Here is a 16,845-nt window from a genome sequence, read left to right as displayed (position 1 = left end):
GCCGCCGTCGTTGGCGCGCCGCGGCGCGCCCTCCCGGCGCGCCGGGGCGTCCCGTCGCGGCGGAGGCTTACGTGCGCCCAGACTCTCGGCTGCCCTCTGCCCGTCGCGGGGGTCGTTGGGTGACCGGTCGTGGCGCCCTTCGCTATTCACTGGCGGTCCGCGCCGCACCGGACGCGGGCTGGGAGCGGCGTGGCCGGCGGGAGCCCTTGGGGGGCGGGACCGCGCCGAGCACGTAGGACTTGACCAGGTGATTCCAGCTGCACGTGCGGCATACCTCCACGACGTGTACGGAGAACTCGTCGAAGCGGGTCGCGAGCAGGACCAACTCCTCGGCGGTCCGGGCCGAGCCGGACACCGCCCCGAGGTGGTCACCGAACACCCACGACACCAGGGTCAGTTGTTCCTTACGGCAGATCGGGCACATCACCGAGCTCGGCTTGCCGTGGAACTTCGCGGCGCGGAGCAGGTACGGGTTGGCGTCGCAGACCTCGGTGACGCCGGTGCGTCCCGAGTACACCTCCGCCAGCAGGGACCGCCGGCGCAAGGCGTAGTCCACTACCTGTCGCTGCAATCGCACGAGGACCAGAGTACGTCGACGCCCCGGACACCGAGGCTTCGGCGTGCGTCCCGGGACGGTGTCTGTCGTGTCTGGCCTGCGCGGTCACCGGTCGAACTTCTACGATCTCGGACGTGGCCCCGCGCAGCCCGGCACGACGCTCGTCGTCCACACGGGCAAAAGACAGCGACCGTGACCGGACGTGCCAGATCCTGGACACCGCGCTGGCTGAGGGCCAGCTCTCGATGGCCGGGCACGGCGAACGGGTGAAAGCGGCAACTGCGGCCGCCACGCTCGGGCAGTTGCAGGACATCGTCTCGGACCTGCAGACCGCCGAAACGCTCGACGTTCCAGTGATCACCCGGATCGTCAACCGCGCCGATCGGCTGGGGGCTGTGGGGCACCACCGGTTCGCCCCTGCACGCGGTCGCCGACCCCGGCGCCGCAGACGACGGCATCGCCGCCGCGGTGCTGGCCCCGCCGACGCAACTGCAGTCCCTGGGCGGTTTTACCGGGCTGTTCGACCAGATGCGCAAGAAGTTCGGCGACACGACGGGCTACGAGCTCGACATTCACTCGGACATCGCGTTCCTGGACCGCCCCGATCCGCAGGACAACCGGCGCAGCATCTCCTACCAGTACCGGGGCGGATGGGGTGAGCCGACCGGATCGCCCTCCACGGTCGACGCCGACGACCGCGTGGTCGACCTCGCCGCGTTCGACTTCGAGAAGACCCTCGGTGTGCTGCGCGGCGCCCCCGAGACGGTCGGGGTGGCGCGCGCCGACGTCAAGGACACCTGGCTGCGGATCAGCCCGTCGGAGGACCCGTCCACGCCCGACGCGGTGATCGTCGAGATCATCGTCAACAGCGACTTCGGCACCGGCCGCGTCGAGCTGTACCCGGACGGCACCCCGCTGGCCATCTGGCCCGCCAACCGCTGACCTGCGAAAACCTTGAGAAAAGTGGCACCGCTATAGCGCTCAATATATCGGCGCGATACTATCGGCCGAGGTGTTGAACCGTCGTAGCGGCGCGTCGAATTTACTGGAGGGGGTGCCTGGGTGCTCGAACTCGCCATCCTGGGCCTGCTTCAGGAGTCCCCGATGCACGGCTACGAACTGCGGAAGCGATTGACGGGGCTTCTCGGCGCCTTTCGCGCCTTCTCGTACGGCTCGCTCTACCCGGCACTGCGCCGCATGCAGGCCGACGGGCTGATCGTCGAGGATGCCGCCCCCGAGGGCACCGTGAAGGTCCGGCGGGCACGCCGGGTGTACCAGCTGACCGACGCCGGTAAGCAACGGTTCACCGAGCTCGTGGCCGACACCGGACCGCAGAACTACTCCGACGATGGTTTCGGAGTTCACCTTGCCTTCTTCAACCGCACCCCGGCCGAGGCCCGGATGCGGATCCTGGAGGGCCGCCGCCGCCAGGTGGAGGAACGTCGCGAAAGCCTGCGTGAAGCCGTGGCGCGGGCGAGCAGCTCATTCGATCGGTACACCCGACAGCTCCACCAGCTGGGGCTCGAGTCCAGTGAGCGTGAAGTCAAGTGGCTCAACGAGTTGATCGCGGCGGAGAGATCGGCGCAGGGGCGCGCCGAACAGACGTAGGCACAACCCACAGCCAGCAATACGAAATCAGTAGGACAAGAGGAGAAGCCGTCATGACCGCAAGCAATGACGTCCGGGTCGCGATCGTCGGCGTGGGCAACTGCGCGTCCTCGCTCGTACAGGGCGTTCAGTACTACAAGGACGCCGATGAGAACGCCAGCGTTCCCGGCCTGATGCACGTCAAGCTCGGCCAGTACCACGTGCGCGACGTGAAGTTCGTCGCCGCGTTCGACGTGGACGCCAAGAAGGTCGGCTTCGACCTGTCCGAGGCGATCTTCGCCTCCGAGAACAACACCATCAAGATCGCCGACGTGCCGCCGACCGACGTCGTCGTGCAGCGCGGTCCCACCCTCGACGGCATCGGCAAGTACTACGCCGACACCATCGAGATCTCCGACGTCGAGGCCGTCGACGTGGTCAAGGTTCTCAAGGACGCCAAGGTCGACGTCATGGTGTCCTACCTGCCGGTGGGTTCCGAAGAGGCCGACAAGTTCTACGCCCAGTGCGCCATCGACGCCGGCGTCGCGTTCGTCAACGCGCTGCCCGTCTTCATCGCCTCGGATCCGGTGTGGGCCAAGAAGTTCGAGGACGCCGGTGTGCCGATCGTCGGCGATGACATCAAGAGCCAGATCGGCGCCACCATCACCCACCGCGTGATGGCCAAGCTGTTCGAGGACCGCGGCGTCACGCTGGACCGCACCTACCAGCTCAACGTCGGCGGCAACATGGACTTCCTCAACATGCTGGAGCGCACCCGCCTCGAGTCCAAGAAGGTCTCCAAGACCCAGGCCGTCACCTCCAACCTGTCCGGCTCGCTGGCCGGCAAGATCGAGGACAAGAACGTCCACATCGGCCCGTCCGACCACGTCGCGTGGCTCGACGACCGCAAGTGGGCCTACGTCCGCCTCGAGGGTCGCGCGTTCGGTGACGTGCCGCTGAACCTGGAGTACAAGCTCGAGGTGTGGGACTCCCCCAACTCGGCCGGCGTCATCATCGACGCGGTCCGCGCCGCCAAGATCGCCAAGGACCGCGGCATCGGCGGCCCGATCGAGGCCGCGTCGGCGTACCTGATGAAGAGCCCGCCGAAGCAGCTCGCCGACGACATCGCCCGCGTGCAGCTGGAGAAGTTCATCGAGGGCTAGTTCTTCTTTCCGCCGAGAGTGCGGGGAGATCGCGTTTCTTCGTGAAACTGCGATCTCCCCGCACTCTCGCGTTGAGGGGTAGTTAGAAGCCGAAGCCGAGCTCAGCCGGGACCTCGCTGGCGAACGCCGCGTCGAGCGCGCCGATGAGTGCAGGATCGTTGCACTGCAGGCGATGTGCCGCCGCGAAGGCCGACGCGCGGTGGGTCCCGAAATAGAGGCTGCCGAGCACCGACAGGTCAAGCTGCACGTCGGCGGCCGCGTCGGTGGGCACGCAGCGGGCCCTGCCGTCGCGCACCTCGAGGGCGTATCTACCGCCCCCGCCCAGGATCTCGTCCGAAACCTCCAGAACCACAGCCACATCCGCGGAGTAGGTGCGCGCCTGCAGCACCGCCGGAATGTCGAGCATCCGCAACCACAGACCGTCCCGGGCGTCCTGCTCACGCACCAGCCGGGGATTGGTCAGTAGATACGGCAGCAACTGGTCCGGATGGCTCTCGATGTTGATCTTCTCCATCAGGTCCAGCCCGAGCAGCGCACGCCACAACGCGATGTAGGCCTGCGGGGTCACCGCGGCCAGCTTGCCGATCTCGACGGTGTCCTTGCTCTGCCCGCTGTGCACGCGGTAGGACGCGAAGCCGTCCGGGTGCAGCAGCCAGAACATCGCACTGCCGCCGCCGCGGAAGGCCTCCCGGTCGGCGAACACCTCGTCCCACAGCGGCGCCGGCGTACGCAGACCGCCGGGCGTCTGCCGCCGCCACCGCTCATAGATGTCCTCGATCTGGCCGCGGTGCTCGTCACCGCGCACCACCCGTACGCCGCCGGGATCGGGGACGCCGGCATGGAACCGGGACCGCGTCCGGTCAACGGACAGGCTCTGCCACACCGTGGCCGGGCCGTAGCCGAACCGCCCGTAGATCTCGGCCTCGCTGGCCTCCAGTCCTGCGATCGGGTACTTGCCCATCCGGCGATGCAGTTCGGCGAACATCCCGGTCAGCGCACCGCGCCGGCGGTGCGTCGGCGCGACCGCGACCATCGACACCCCGGCCATCGGCAGTACCGCGCCGCCGGGCACCGTCAGCTCCAGATCGAGGAGCACCGCCAGGCCGACGACGTCGGGCCCGTCGCACGCCACGACCGCGCTGTCGGCCGGCATCAGCTGCCGCCACGCCTCGGCGGTCTCCTGCGGACGCCACACCCCGAAACCGGTGGCCGCGATCAGGTCCATGCCCGGCCAGTCGGCGTCCTCGGCGGTCCGGAATGTCAGGTCTGTCGGTGAACTTGCCACTGACCCACCGTGGCACACCAGCACCGTCTGTCGCATCCCAATATCGTTGATGCGTACTGTCAGGCCATGACGGAGATCTCCGACGACGCACTGCCGGACCTCGACGAGTTCGCGCTGCTGCCCGAGAACGCCGCGCAGGTCGGCGTCGCCGACGTCCCCGCGGCCGCACGGATCGACGGCCCGGTCAGCGCGATCAAGTTCGGCGACGGGGCACCGCGCGTGGTGTTCCTACACGGCGGCGGCCAGAACGCGCACACCTGGGACACGGTGATCGTCGGACTCGGGGTGCCCGCGCTGGCAATCGACCTGCCCGGACACGGGCGTTCGGCCTGGCGCGAGGACGGCGACTACGGACCGAAGCTCAACGCCGTCGCCGTCGAACCCGTGATCCGTGACCTCGCGTCCGACGCCGACCTCGTGGTGGGGATGTCGTTGGGCGGGCTGACCGCCCTGCGGCTGGCGGTGACGGCCCCGGGCCTGGTCCGGCGTCTCGTGCTGGTCGACGTGACACCGTCGGCGCCCGAGCGCCACACCGAGATGACCGACGCGCAGAAGGGCACAGTCGCGCTGGTGCAGGGTGACCGCACCTTCCCGTCCTTCGACGCGATGCTGGAGGTGACGACCGCCGCAGCGCCGCACCGCGATCGGAAATCGTTGCGGCGCGGCGTGTTCCACAACGCCAAGCGCCTCGACGACGGCACCTGGACGTGGCGCTACGACAGCATCCGCAAGGGTGAGGGTTTCGAGAACCTGTGGGACGACGTGCCCCGGCTGGCCACCCCGACCACGCTGATCCGCGGCGCGAACTCGTTCTTCGTCAACGACGACGACGCCGACGCGTTCGCCAGGACTGCTCCCGGCTTCCAGCGCGTGCACATCGTCGAGAACTCCGGACACTCGGTGCAGAGCGACCAGCCGCTGGCCCTGATCGAGCTGCTCCGCGGCGTGCTGGAGGGCTAGCCGACCGATCGCGGAACTACCTGGTAGCCAAGGTCTTTCAGAATTCCGAGTTCCACGGCGCTCAGCGTCCGGATCCGTGTTCCCGGTGCGAGCATGGCGTTCATCAGCTTGCGGCTCTCGCCGGTGAACGTGGAATCATCCAGGTGGTGTAGCGAACTGCCTCCGGCAAAGGTGCTCGGCGTGTACAGCGGGACCAGACCACCGTAGGCCGCAACGGCATTGGCACCGCCGAAGTACAGACCTCCGTTCTGCCCCGTCGTGTTCGGGGTGAGCGCCGTGTTCCAGGTGAAGTCGGGGTTGATCATGGCTGCACGATCCTTGTCGACCATCAGGCTCGCGTAGATCGACCAGGCCAGCGTGCCGGGGTGATACACACCAAACCCGAACGAGTGCAACAGTTCATGCATCAGAGTCGTGGTGAAGTCGAACTGATTGCCGGCAACCGGATCGGTGAACGCCCAGTTCCACGCGAAGTTCACCCGTATGGTGCCGTCTGGTTCCGCGCCGTTGGTGTCGACGCCGGTGATGATCTCGTCCTGAATCCTTGTCCGGTGGAAGCCCGCGTCATTGCTCGTCAACAGCGCACTGGCCGAGGCCAGGACATTCACCGTGGTGTCGTCGTACCCGGTGACAGCGTAGGTCAGCACCACAGGCTTGGTGACCCGGAAGTACCAGATCAGGCCGTCGGCGACAGCTTCCAGCGCTTCCTGCCGGTCGGCCGTCCAGTGATGCCGAGTGGCCTCGTCGTAGGCGAAGTCGAACTTGATGGCGCCCTGGTTGATCAGCGGGGTCGATCGGGTTCCCAAAGGGCGGAACCAGTCCAGCAGGTTGACGTGCAGCCCGAGGTCAATCGCGATGACGCGGAACGTGTCGACGCCGTCGAAATCAGCGCTGGGCGTGTAGGTGTAGGTGCCGTCCGCGTTCAGCTTCACCTTGCCCTGTTGTGGACGCGCGACCAGTCGGTAGACGACCCGGTCGCCGTCGGGGTCGTCCGCGTTGACGATCCCCGTCACCGGTCCGGTGATCACGCCGGTGAGTTGGATCGGATCGACGGTGGGCGCCTGATTGAAGAACGTCCTGCGCATCGCGTAGAACGATGCCTCCAGTCGTGCCTTGGCCCGGTCGGACACGTCCAGCGAGTCGATCCACGCCTCGGTGTCGGCGGTCCAGTCGTCGAGGAAGTCGGAGACCACCTGGCTCCACGTACGTTTCGGGGCAGTGGTCGGCGCTGCCAACTGAACCTTCTCCGTCGCGCTGATCGCGCTCGAGTGGGCTTCTTCCTCGGGAGCACCCACCAACTCTGCTGCCGGGCCGGGGTCTACGTCGGTCTGGGCCGGTTCGGCCTCGTCACCGATGTCGGAGGGTTCGGTGTCTAGGTGTTCGTAGTCCCGGTCGTCGGCACCCTCGGCCGACTGCCCGGTGCCTTCAGGGGCGTCGGTGCCTTCGGCAGCGTCGCCCTCTTCGACAGCGTCGACCTCTTCGGCAGCGTCCTCAGCGGCTTCGTCGCCCTCGGCGCTTTCGGTGTCGTCGCGGACGGAGTCCTCCGAGGCCGTGTCATCGGCGTCAGACCGCTGTGACGTCGTCGTATCGGCGGGACCCGACGACACCGAGGACTCAGCTCCGGTATCCGCTGCCGCCGCCACAGCAGAACCCGCCAGCGCGAAGCCGAGCAATGCCGCGCCCATCCCGGCAGAAGCCGCCCCCACCTTCAGCCAGCTGCGCACCGGAAAGTCTTCGGCACGGTGTCGCGGCCGCGCTTTGTTGGACGACAACGGTTCCCGGCGATGTTGCGACATAGTATTGACCCCCCTGTTGATAATTGCGAACGACAGTATCCGCTGTTTGCTGAGCGCACAGCAAAATTTCGATGTTTGCCACGTTCGGTCTGTGATCGGCTGCTCGCCGACGCGTCAGCCGCTGTTCACCTTCTGCTTGCCCGGAGATAGCGGAGCTGCCGTAACTTTCCGCGCATCCGGCCGCCCAGCCCGCGGCCGGAGTCGACGTGGGAAGGGACCCCGAAGATGGTGCTTGTGCCGCTGAACCTGCTCGTCACGTACAACGGAAAGTCCAAGCGGCAGCACATAACCTGTGTGCACAAGTGCGGCAACGCCTGCGCCAAGCCGGTCCCCAACCGCAGCGACAACGAGTACTTCGGCGACATCGCCAAGGCCGTCTCCCGGCGCTCGCTCCTGCACGCCGGAGGGGTGGCCGTGCTCGCCGTCGGCGCCGGATCCGCACTCGCCGCCTGCTCGAACACCTCCGAACCGGCTCCCCCCGTCCCGTCGCCCGCCGCGGCGACGACCGAGCCGCCCGCCGGGATGAACTTCGCCTCCGTCCCGCCCAACAGCGAGGACGCCCTCGTCGTCGCCGACGGTTACGAACAGGCCGTCGTGATCAGCTGGGGCGACCCGGTCCTGCCCGGCGCCCCGGAATTCGACGTCCGCAACCAGACCGGCGCCGCCCAGCGCGGCCAGTTCGGCTTCAACAACGACTTCGCCGGCCTGCTGCCCATCGAGGACCAACCCGGTCATTACCTGCTCGTCACCAACTTCGAGTACGCCACACCGCAGTTCATGTTCCCGGGGTACAACGCCGACGCCCCGACACGGGACCAGTTCGAGATCGAGATCGCCGCGATGGGGATGGGTGTCGTCGAGGTCGAACGCACCCCCGACGGGGCCCTGCGCCCGGTGATGGGTCGCTACAACCGCCGCATCACCGGGGACAGTCCGGTCGTCCTTACCGGCCCCGCTGCGGGAACCGACTTCGTCAAGACCGCGGCCGACCCGGAAGGCCGTACCGTGTTGGGCACCATCGCCAACTGCGCGGGCGGCGTGACACCCTGGGGCACTGTGCTTTCCGGCGAAGAAGGCTTTCCCGGCTACTTCGGCGCCCCCAAGGGCTCGCCCGTGCCCAACCCCGTGGACGCCGACCGCAACGACCGCTACGGCGTGACCCTGGAGCCGTCCGAATTGCGCTGGGAGACCTTCGATTCCCGCTTCGACCTGGTCCAGTCCCCGAACGAGGTGAACCGGTTCGGCTACGTGGTGGAACTGAACCCCTGGGATCCGGCATCGACACCGGTCAAGCATTCGGCATTGGGCCGGCTCAAGCACGAAGGCGCCAACATCCACGTCACCGACGACGGCACCGTCGTCGCCTACACCGGCGACGACGAACGCTTCGACTACATGTACAAGTTCATCTCCAGCCGCACGGTGCAGCCCGGCAGGGACCCCGAGGCGATGGCGAACAATCTGGCGATCCTCGACGAGGGCACCCTCTACGTCGCCAAGCTCTCCAGCGACATCCCCGCCGACCAGATCGACGGCTCGGGGACGCTGCCGGCCGGCGGATCCTTCCGGGGCAGCGGCACCTGGATCCCGCTGCTGCGCTCAGAACCGAACGGACAGGCCGAATCCCTCGTCGCCGGCATCACCGCCCAGGAGGCCGCGGTGTTCACCCGCATGGCCGCCGACAAGGCCGGTGCCACCAAAATGGACCGGCCCGAGGACTTCGAGGCCAACCCGAAGACCGGCAAGGTGTACGTCGCGCTGACCAACAACGACGAACGCGGCGCCCCCGGCGAAGTGGCTGCCGATGCGTCGAATCCCCGCAACGACAACAAGAGTGGGCAGATCCTGGAGATCACCGACGACCATGCGGGCACCGACTTCAGCTGGGAACTGCTGCTGGTGTGCGGCGACCCGAAGGCCGCCGACACCTACTACGGGGGCTTCGACAAGACGAAGGTCAGCCCGATCTCGTGCCCGGACAACCTGGCCTTCGACAGCCACGGCAACCTGTGGATCTCCACCGACGGCAATGCGCTGGATTCCAACGACGGCCTGTTCGCGGTCGCCCTCGACGGCCCCAACCGCGGTGAGACCAAACAGTTCCTGACCGTGCCGCTCGGCGCGGAGACATGCGGACCGGTGGTCACCGACGACCTGGTCACGGTATGCGTCCAGCACCCGGGCGAGAACGACGAGAACAGCATCGACGATCCCCAGTCGCGATGGCCGGAGGGCGGCAACGGCACCGCACGGCCGTCGGTGGTCGTGGTGTGGCGCAGCGGCGGCAACATCGGCGGGTAGCCGCCTCGTGAGACCCGGACCCGCGTGAGTTTGTGTCCGGCCGCTCGGGGATATCCCCGGGGGCATGACCTCCGCGAACCGGCCCGTCCGCATCGGCGTGCAACTCCAGCCGCAGCACTCCCCGCACTACGGGAGCATCCGCGACGCCGTCCGTCGCTGCGAGGACCTCGGCGTCGACGTCGCCTTCAACTGGGACCACTTCTTCCCGCTCTACGGCGACCCCGACGGCGCGCACTTCGAATGCTGGACGATGCTCGCCGCGTGGGCCGAGCAGACCTCACGGATCGAGATCGGCGCGCTGGTCACCTGTAACTCCTACCGCAACCCCGACCTGCTCGCCGACATGGCCCGCACCGTCGACCACATCAGCGACGGCCGGCTGATCCTGGGTATCGGGTCGGGCTGGAAACAACGCGACTACGACGAGTACGGCTACGAGTTCGGCACCGCGGGCAGCCGACTCGACGACCTCGCCGCCGCGATGCCGCGGATCGAGTCCAGGATGGCCCGACTGAACCCCCAACCGGTCCGCGACATCCCGGTCCTGATCGGCGGCGAGGGCGAGAAGAAGACCCTGCCGCTGGTGGCCCGGCACGCCGACATCTGGCACTCGTTCGCAGACCGCGACAGCTACCCCCGCAAAGCCGAGATCCTCGACCGGCTCTGCACCGAAGCCGGGCGCGATCCGGCCACCATCGAGCGCTCGGCCGGCGTGGACGGGAGCGACGAGGCGGCCCTGCTCGAAGACGCCGATGCGCTGGCGGAACTCGGGATCACGATGCTGACCGTCGGGGTGAACGGCCCCGACTACGACCTCGGCCAGGCCGAGGCGCTGTGCCGCTGGCGCGACCGGCGCCGAGCCGACGGCTGACCCTGCCCGATCGGCCCCTCGCGGGGTCGTCCCCATGAGAGACTGGCGCGGCCATGCCCAAGAAATATGGGGTCAAGGAGAAAGATCTCGTGGTCTCTCACGTGGTCGATATGGTGCTGACCGGTCGGCTCCGGTCGGGAGATCGCCTGGACCGCAACGAGATTGCCCAGCAGCTCGGGGTCAGCCGGGTACCGGTCCAGGAAGCGGTGGTCCAGCTCGAGCACGACGGCATCCTGACCACGCGCTACCACCGCGGCGCCTACGTGGAACGGTTCGACGAGGCCACCGTCCGCGAACACCTCGAGCTGTACGGGATCCTCAACGGCATCGCCTCGGCGCGCGCGGCGACGGCGGCCGACCCCGACGTCGTCGCCGAACTGGACGCCGAGATCGGCCAGATGCGCGCCGACCGGGATCCCCGGCAGTTCCACCAGCACGCCAGACGTTTCCGCGCAGCAATCACCACCGCCTACGCCGGGCCCCGGCTTCACGCCGCGATCGAGGCCTCCCAGACCCTCGTCCCGCAGCCGTTCTGGCAGTCCTACGCGCACCAGCGGGACCGCCTGCTGCCGTCCTACGACGCCGAGTTCTCCGCGATCCGCGCCGGCGATCCGGACGGGGCCCGGGCCGCCTGCGCCGACCGCGCCGACGGCATGGCCACCGTCCTGGTTGCCGAACTGGTGCGGCGCGGAGTGTTCGGCCCCGACGGCTACTGAAGGGACCGAACGCGGCGCACCGGTGGGGGTGCGCGCTACCTTGCTTGGAATGAACTTCTTGCGGGTAGTGCGCGCGGCTGTGAAGAGCGCTGTCCTGATCCTGATCATCGGGATGGTGGCCGCGATGGGTCTGGCGGCCCCGGCCGGCGCGCAGGTCGACCAGTGCACACCCCCTGGTCTTGCGAGCGCCAGCCCGCTGCCGACGAACCTGGCCGCTGCCGCGAGCGGACCGGCCGAGGACAAATACACCACCGCGACGGTGGTGCCGCTGGAGTCCGTCGACCTCAACGCGCTCGGGCTCAGCCGGCCCGGCACGCTGACCGTCGGGACCCTGTCCGACGCCCCGCCCAGCATCTGCATCGACTCGGCCGGACAGTTCACCGGCTTCGACAACGAACTGCTGCGCGCGGTCGCCGAAAAGCTCGGCCTGCAGATCAACTTCGTCGGCACCGAGTTCTCCGGGCTGCTGGCCCAGGTCGCCTCCCGCCGCTTCGACGTCGGGTCGTCGTCGATCACCACCACCGACGCCCGCCGCCGCACCGTCGGCTTCACCAACGGCTACGACTTCGGGTACTTCTCGCTCGTCGTGCCCAGGGGCTCGGCCATCACCGGCTTCGACCAGCTGGCAGCCGGGCAGCGCATCGGCGTCGTGCAGGGCACTGTGCAGGAGGCCTACGTCGTCGACAGCCTGAAGCTGCAGCCGGTGAAGTTCCCGGACTACAACACCGTCTACGCCAGCCTCAAGAGCGGGCAGATCGACGCGTGGGTGGCACCGTCCCAGCAGGCGCAGGGCACCGTGCAGCCCGGCGACCCCACCGAGATCATCGAGAACACCTTCAGCCTGGACAATTTCATCGCCTGGGCGGTCGCCGGGGACAACCAGCCGTTGATCGACGCTCTGAACTCGGGCCTGGACGCCGTCATCGCCGACGGCACCTGGTCCCGGCTCTACACCGATTGGGTACCGCGGGCGCTGCCGCCGGGCTGGAAACCCGGCTCCAAGGCCGCACCCGTCCCCCAGCTGCCCGACTTCAACGCCATCGCCGCGCAGAACCAGAACGCACAGGGCCCGGCCGCGCCCGTGGAACCCAAATCCACGCTGTCCCAACTCGCGGCGTCCTTTCTGGACTGGGATCTCTACAAGCAGGCCATTCCGGACCTGCTCAAGACCGGGTTGCCCAACACACTGATCCTGACCATCTCGGCCAGCATCATCGGGCTGATCCTCGGCATGGCGCTGGCCATCGCCGGCATCTCCAGATCGCGGTGGCTGCGCTGGCCGGCCCGCGTCTACACCGACATCTTCCGCGGCCTGCCCGAAGTCGTGATCATCTTGCTGATCGGGCTCGGCGTCGGCCCCGTGGTCGGGCATCTCACCGGCAACAACCCGTTCCCGCTGGGCATCGCCGCGCTGGGCCTGATGGCGGCGGCCTACATCGGGGAGATCTTCCGGTCCGGCATCCAGAGCGTCGACCCCGGGCAGCTCGAAGCCTCTCGCGCACTGGGTTTCAGCTATTCCACGTCGATGCGGCTGGTGGTCGTGCCGCAAGGGGTGCGGCGGGTGCTGCCCGCGCTGATGAACCAGTTCATCTCGCTGCTCAAGGCGTCCTCGCTGGTGTACTTCCTCGGGCTGATCGCCAACCAGCGGGAACTCTTCCAGGTCGGCCGCGATCTCAATGCGCAGACCGGCAACCTCTCCCCCCTCGTCGCGGCCGGCCTGTTCTATCTCGCGCTGACGATCCCGCTGACGCATCTGGTGAACTACATCGACACCCGGTTGCGCCGCGGCCGCAAACCCGTCGAGGACGATCCGCTGGTGCTGGCCACCTCCCAGGAGATGAACTGATGCCGATCGACGTGCAGCCGGTCTCGTTGACCGCCAAAGACATTCACCTGTCGTTCGGCAAGAGCAAGGTCCTGCGCGGCATCGACCTCGACGTTGCCGCCGGCTCCAGCACCGCGGTGATCGGACCGTCCGGATCCGGCAAATCCACGCTGCTGCGCACGCTGAACCGGCTCTACGAACCCGACCGGGGCGACATCCTGCTCGACGGGCGGTCGGTGCTGCGCGACAACCCCGACCAGTTGCGTCAGCGCATCGGCATGGTGTTCCAGCACTTCCAGCTTTTCCCGCACCGCACGGTGCTCGACAACGTCACGATGGCCCCGCGCAAGCTCAAGAAACTCAGCGCCGACGAAGCCCGCGAACTCGGGATGGCCCAGCTGGACCGGGTCGGGCTGCGCAACAAGGCCGACGCCCGCCCCGCCACGCTGTCCGGCGGGCAGCAGCAGCGCGTCGCGATCGCCCGCGCGCTGGCGATGTCACCCCAGGTGATGTTCTTCGACGAAGCCACCTCCGCACTGGATCCCGAACTCGTCAAAGGGGTCCTGGAGTTGATCGCCGACCTCGCCGCCGACGGGATGACGATGGTCGTGGTCACCCACGAGATGGGCTTCGCCCGGTCCACCGCCGACACCGTCGTGTTCATGGATCACGGCCAGGTGGTCGAGACCGGCCCACCCGAGCAGCTGTTCGAAGCCGCCGAGACCGAACGGCTCCGCCGGTTCCTGTCCCAGGTGCTCTAGAACACCAACAGCGAATCCGGCCGACACCTGCGCCCGGCAGTCCCCAACCGGTTAGACTGCCTGAATTATGGTGCAGACCGACGCACGCGTGAGCGAGCTCGCCAGCGAGCTGCAGCGAGTGCTGTCCAAGGTGCTGTCGGTCATGCGGCACACCGGCCGCACCGCCACCTCCGGCGATCTGACCCTGGCCCAGCTGTCGATTCTGCTCACGCTGTTCGACCAGGGCCCGATGCGCATGACCGAACTCGCCGCCCACGAGAAGGTGCGCACGCCGACCACGACGGTGGCGATCCGGCGGCTGGAGAAGCTCGGTCTGGTCAAGCGCGACCGCGATCCGTCCGACCTGCGCGCCGTGCTCGTCGACATCACCCCGGAGGGCCTGGAACAGCACCGGGATGCGTTGGAATCCCGACGCGCGCACCTGGCGTCACTGCTGAGCAAGCTCAGCGACGAGGAACTCGACGCGCTGGCCAAGGCGCTGGCGCCGCTCGAGCGCATCGCCGAATAGGCCGACGCGGGTCAGCCCAACCAGTCCAGCACCGCCGCGGCGGTCCACGACTGCTGCATGCTGCCCAGCGGCTCCCCGGTGAACGGCTCGTAGTACTCGGCGAAGGTACCGTCGCTGGCCTGCCGCAGACCCTCCCGGCGCAAGCTCGCCGACCGCTCAGCCCAGCCCCTGCGTGCGAAGCACCACGAGAACAACCACGTCATCACCGGCCACACCGGACCGCGCCAGTACTCGCGCGGCCGGAAGTCCCGCGACACCGGCGACGTCGACGGGATCAGCGAGTAGGCCAGGTCCGGGTGACCGCAGAACCTCGGCCCCTCCAACAGTTTCAGCAGCGTCCGCTCCCGCTCGTGCGGCAGGCCGCCGCACAGCAGCGGCGCGAACTGCGCCACCGTCTCGGTCGCGATCCACTTCTCCGCCCGCACGTCGTAATCCCTTGCCGCACCGGTGCGCTGGTCGGTCGTCGCGATCACGCCGGTGCGGAACCGCTCGGCCCACGCATACAGGTCCCGCACGTCGGAGTTGGGTCGCTTGTGGTCCTCCCCGATCTCGGCCAGCACCTGGCAGGCCACTGCCAGGATCGCTGAGACGAACACGTCCTCCACCGCGAAACTCATGGTCTTGGACAGCAATTGGTCGTCGTAGCGGGCGGCTTTCATCTCCTCGAGCAGCCACAAGTAGCGGTCGTACTCCAGATCGGAGGGCCGCTGGGTGGCGTCGGTGTTGATCTTGTTGTCCTCGCGCTGGTACTCGGGCACCTCACCGGGAATCACGTTGGCGTACGGGCCGTCCCAGCGCGGGGAGTTGTCCATGCCCGACTCCCAGCCGTGGTACAGCGTGACCCGTCCGCGCTCGTTCTGGTCGCGGCACTCGGCCAGCCAGCGGTGCCAGCGCACCAGGTGGTTCCAGCGCCGGTCGAGGAACGCCTGCGCGACCGCCCGCGTGGAGCGCCCGCGGGTACGCGCGTGGTCGAGGATGCGCTGCACCGCGATCGCGTGCACCGGGGGCTGGGTGATCCCGGACGTGTGCCGGTTGCGCGGCGCATCGGCGGTCAGCGCCGAGCAGGCCCACCGGGCCGGACCCGGGAAGTATCCGTCCACGCCGTTGGCGAACACGATGTGCGGGATCATGCCGTTGCTCCACTGCGCCGACAGCAGGGTGTCGAGCTCCACCACGGCCCGCTCCACCGACAGCGGCGCCAGGCCGATCGCCACGAACGCCGCGTCCCAACTCCACATGTGCGGGTACAGCAGAGGCGCAGCCGTCGTCATCACGCCGAGGTCGTTTCCCCGGAGGAGGTACGCGGCGCGGGCGGCCAGTTGGGTGGGAGCGAAGCTCGGATCGTGGGGCATCGCCCCCCATGATGCGACGACTTCGTGCAGTCTGCAGATCGGTAAGGTCTCGGGTGTGCCGACCGCCATGATCACCGGGGCCTCCGGCGGCCTCGGAGCCGCCCTCGCCGACGCGCTCGCGCCGACGCACACCCTCTTCCTGGCGGGCCGGCCGTCGGCCCGGCTCGACGCCGTCGCCGACCGTCTCGGCGCCACCACCTGGCCCATCGACCTCGCCGACCCGGACTCCATCGCGCCCGTCGTCGAACCGATCGTCGAACTCGACGTGCTGATCCACAACGCCGGTGTCGCCTACCCGGGCCGGGTCGCCGAATCGCACGTCGACGAATGGCGCGCCACCATGGCCGTCAACGTCGTCGGCGCGGTCGCGCTGACCCTGGAACTGCTGCCCGCACTGCGCAGCGCCGGCGGCCACGTGGTGTTCATCAACTCCGGCGCGGGCATCAACGCCTCCCCTGGGCTGGCGTCCTACTCGGCCAGCAAGTTCGCGTTGCGCGGGTTCGCCGATTCGCTACGCGCCGACGAGCCGGGGCTGCGCGTCACGTCGGTCCACCCCGGCCGCATCGCCACCGCGATGCAGGAGGACCTGGTCGCCTACGAGGGCCGCCCCTACGAGCCCGAGCAGTTCCTGAGCCCGGAAACCGTCGCGAAGGTGACCGCCGACGCGATCAACACCCCACCCGACGCGCACGTCCACGAGGTCATCGTCCGCCCCCGGTGAGCGGGATCAGGAGCGGTCCGGCTCGGTGCGCGGACCGAAGCCCCCGGGCGACTCCAGTGCCGTCGCGTGCTTGCCCACGTGCGCCTCGGCGCGCATCCGCTCGACCATGTGCGGGTAGTGCAGCTCGAAGGCCGGGCGCTCCGACCGGATACGCGGCAGCTCGGTGAAGTTGTGCCGCGGCGGCGGGCAGCTCGTCGCCCACTCCAGCGAGTTGCCGTAACCCCACGGGTCGTCGACCGTGACGACCTCGCCGTAACGCCAGCTCTTGAACACGTTCCAGACGAACGGCAGCATCGAGGCGCCCAGGATGAACGCGCCGATCGTGGACACCACATTGAGCGTGGTGAAACCGTCGGACGGCAGGTAGTCGGCGTAGCGGCGCGGCATGCCCTCGTCACCGAGCCAGTGCTGCACCAGGAACGTGGTGTGGAAGCCGATGAACG

Annotated in this window: 14 protein-coding genes and 2 pseudogenes; 11 read left to right on the top strand and 5 right to left on the bottom strand. The window is 68.3% G+C overall.

The annotated features are described in order from the left end of the window. Positions 1–142: 142 nt before the first annotated feature. Complete coding sequence (locus MVA01S_RS22330) at positions 143–577, bottom strand: DUF5318 domain-containing protein (protein ID WP_040541381.1); 435 nt, start codon at positions 575–577, stop codon at positions 143–145. Between the two features lie 113 nt (positions 578–690). On the opposite strand from MVA01S_RS22330, the pseudogene MVA01S_RS22325 reads away from it, so the two are divergent. The 3 genes and pseudogenes from MVA01S_RS22325 to MVA01S_RS22315 all read left to right on the top strand — a co-directional run bounded on the left by MVA01S_RS22325 (position 691) and on the right by MVA01S_RS22315 (position 3,306). Continuing rightward, a pseudogene (locus MVA01S_RS22325) lies at positions 691–1,498 on the top strand (DUF1707 SHOCT-like domain-containing protein). Positions 1,499–1,618: 120 nt separating this feature from the next. Then, positions 1,619–2,164 carry a PadR family transcriptional regulator gene (locus MVA01S_RS22320; RefSeq protein ID WP_003930854.1) on the top strand — a complete coding sequence of 182 codons (546 nt, stop codon included), beginning with the start codon at positions 1,619–1,621 and terminating at the stop codon, positions 2,162–2,164. A gap of 53 nt (positions 2,165–2,217) precedes the next feature. Beyond that, positions 2,218–3,306 carry an inositol-3-phosphate synthase gene (locus MVA01S_RS22315; protein ID WP_003930855.1) on the top strand — a complete coding sequence of 363 codons (1,089 nt, stop codon included), beginning with the start codon at positions 2,218–2,220 and terminating at the stop codon, positions 3,304–3,306. Between the two features lie 82 nt (positions 3,307–3,388). On the opposite strand, the gene MVA01S_RS22310 is transcribed toward MVA01S_RS22315, so the two are convergent. Further along, complete coding sequence (locus MVA01S_RS22310; RefSeq protein ID WP_003930856.1) at positions 3,389–4,627, bottom strand: enhanced intracellular survival protein Eis; 1,239 nt, start codon at positions 4,625–4,627, stop codon at positions 3,389–3,391. Between the two features lie 30 nt (positions 4,628–4,657). On the opposite strand from MVA01S_RS22310, the gene MVA01S_RS22305 reads away from it, so the two are divergent. After that, on the top strand, positions 4,658–5,551 hold the full coding sequence (locus tag MVA01S_RS22305; RefSeq protein ID WP_003930857.1) for an Rv0045c family esterase: 894 nt from the start codon (positions 4,658–4,660) through the stop codon (positions 5,549–5,551). Here MVA01S_RS22305 and MVA01S_RS22300 read toward each other — a convergent pair. Then, positions 5,548–7,275 carry an Ig-like domain-containing protein gene (locus MVA01S_RS22300; RefSeq protein WP_144033056.1) on the bottom strand — a complete coding sequence of 576 codons (1,728 nt, stop codon included), beginning with the start codon at positions 7,273–7,275 and terminating at the stop codon, positions 5,548–5,550. The genes MVA01S_RS22305 and MVA01S_RS22300 overlap by 4 nt on opposite strands. A gap of 297 nt (positions 7,276–7,572) precedes the next feature. On the opposite strand from MVA01S_RS22300, the gene MVA01S_RS22295 reads away from it, so the two are divergent. The 6 genes from MVA01S_RS22295 (at position 7,573) to MVA01S_RS22270 (ending at position 14,329) form a co-directional block, all read left to right on the top strand. Beyond that, complete coding sequence (locus tag MVA01S_RS22295; RefSeq protein ID WP_003930859.1) at positions 7,573–9,648, top strand: PhoX family protein; 2,076 nt, start codon at positions 7,573–7,575, stop codon at positions 9,646–9,648. A 64-nt stretch (positions 9,649–9,712) separates the two neighbouring features. After that, complete coding sequence (locus MVA01S_RS22290; RefSeq protein WP_003930860.1) at positions 9,713–10,519, top strand: LLM class F420-dependent oxidoreductase; 807 nt, start codon at positions 9,713–9,715, stop codon at positions 10,517–10,519. 53 nt (positions 10,520–10,572) lie between these two features. Further along, positions 10,573–11,235, top strand: coding sequence for a GntR family transcriptional regulator (locus MVA01S_RS22285; RefSeq protein WP_003930861.1), 663 nt, complete (start codon positions 10,573–10,575; stop codon positions 11,233–11,235). Positions 11,236–11,347: 112 nt separating this feature from the next. Beyond that, positions 11,348–13,081: an ABC transporter substrate-binding protein/permease gene (locus MVA01S_RS22280; RefSeq protein ID WP_435405971.1), complete on the top strand. Its 1,734-nt coding sequence runs from the start codon at positions 11,348–11,350 to the stop codon at positions 13,079–13,081. Further along, the gene (locus MVA01S_RS22275; protein ID WP_003930863.1) at positions 13,081–13,821 is read left to right on the top strand and encodes an amino acid ABC transporter ATP-binding protein; all 741 of its coding nucleotides are present in this window, start codon (positions 13,081–13,083) and stop codon (positions 13,819–13,821) included. Before MVA01S_RS22280 ends, MVA01S_RS22275 begins: the two co-directional genes overlap by 1 nt. Positions 13,822–13,888: 67 nt before the next feature. Then, entirely contained in the window at positions 13,889–14,329 is a 441-nt protein-coding gene (locus MVA01S_RS22270) for a MarR family winged helix-turn-helix transcriptional regulator (protein WP_003930864.1), read from the top strand. A gap of 11 nt (positions 14,330–14,340) precedes the next feature. Here MVA01S_RS22270 and ggh read toward each other — a convergent pair whose 3' ends face one another. Continuing rightward, positions 14,341–15,681: a glucosylglycerate hydrolase gene (gene ggh, locus MVA01S_RS22265; protein WP_003930865.1), complete on the bottom strand. Its 1,341-nt coding sequence runs from the start codon at positions 15,679–15,681 to the stop codon at positions 14,341–14,343. A gap of 55 nt (positions 15,682–15,736) precedes the next feature. Between ggh and MVA01S_RS22260 the strand changes: the two genes are divergently transcribed. Beyond that, positions 15,737–16,402, top strand: a complete 666-nt coding sequence (locus tag MVA01S_RS22260; RefSeq protein ID WP_003930866.1) for an SDR family oxidoreductase — start codon at positions 15,737–15,739, stop codon at positions 16,400–16,402. Positions 16,403–16,408: 6 nt separating this feature from the next. Here MVA01S_RS22260 and MVA01S_RS22255 read toward each other — a convergent pair. Then, positions 16,409–16,845, bottom strand: a pseudogene (locus MVA01S_RS22255) (cytochrome ubiquinol oxidase subunit I); the annotation flags it as partial.

This window comes from Mycolicibacterium vaccae NBRC 14118 = CIP 105934, from assembly GCF_001552715.1.
In the GTDB taxonomy this organism is placed as follows: domain Bacteria; phylum Actinomycetota; class Actinomycetes; order Mycobacteriales; family Mycobacteriaceae; genus Mycobacterium; species Mycobacterium vaccae.
Note: the sequence above shows the minus strand (reverse complement) of the source record. Positions and strands in the feature narration are given on the sequence as shown.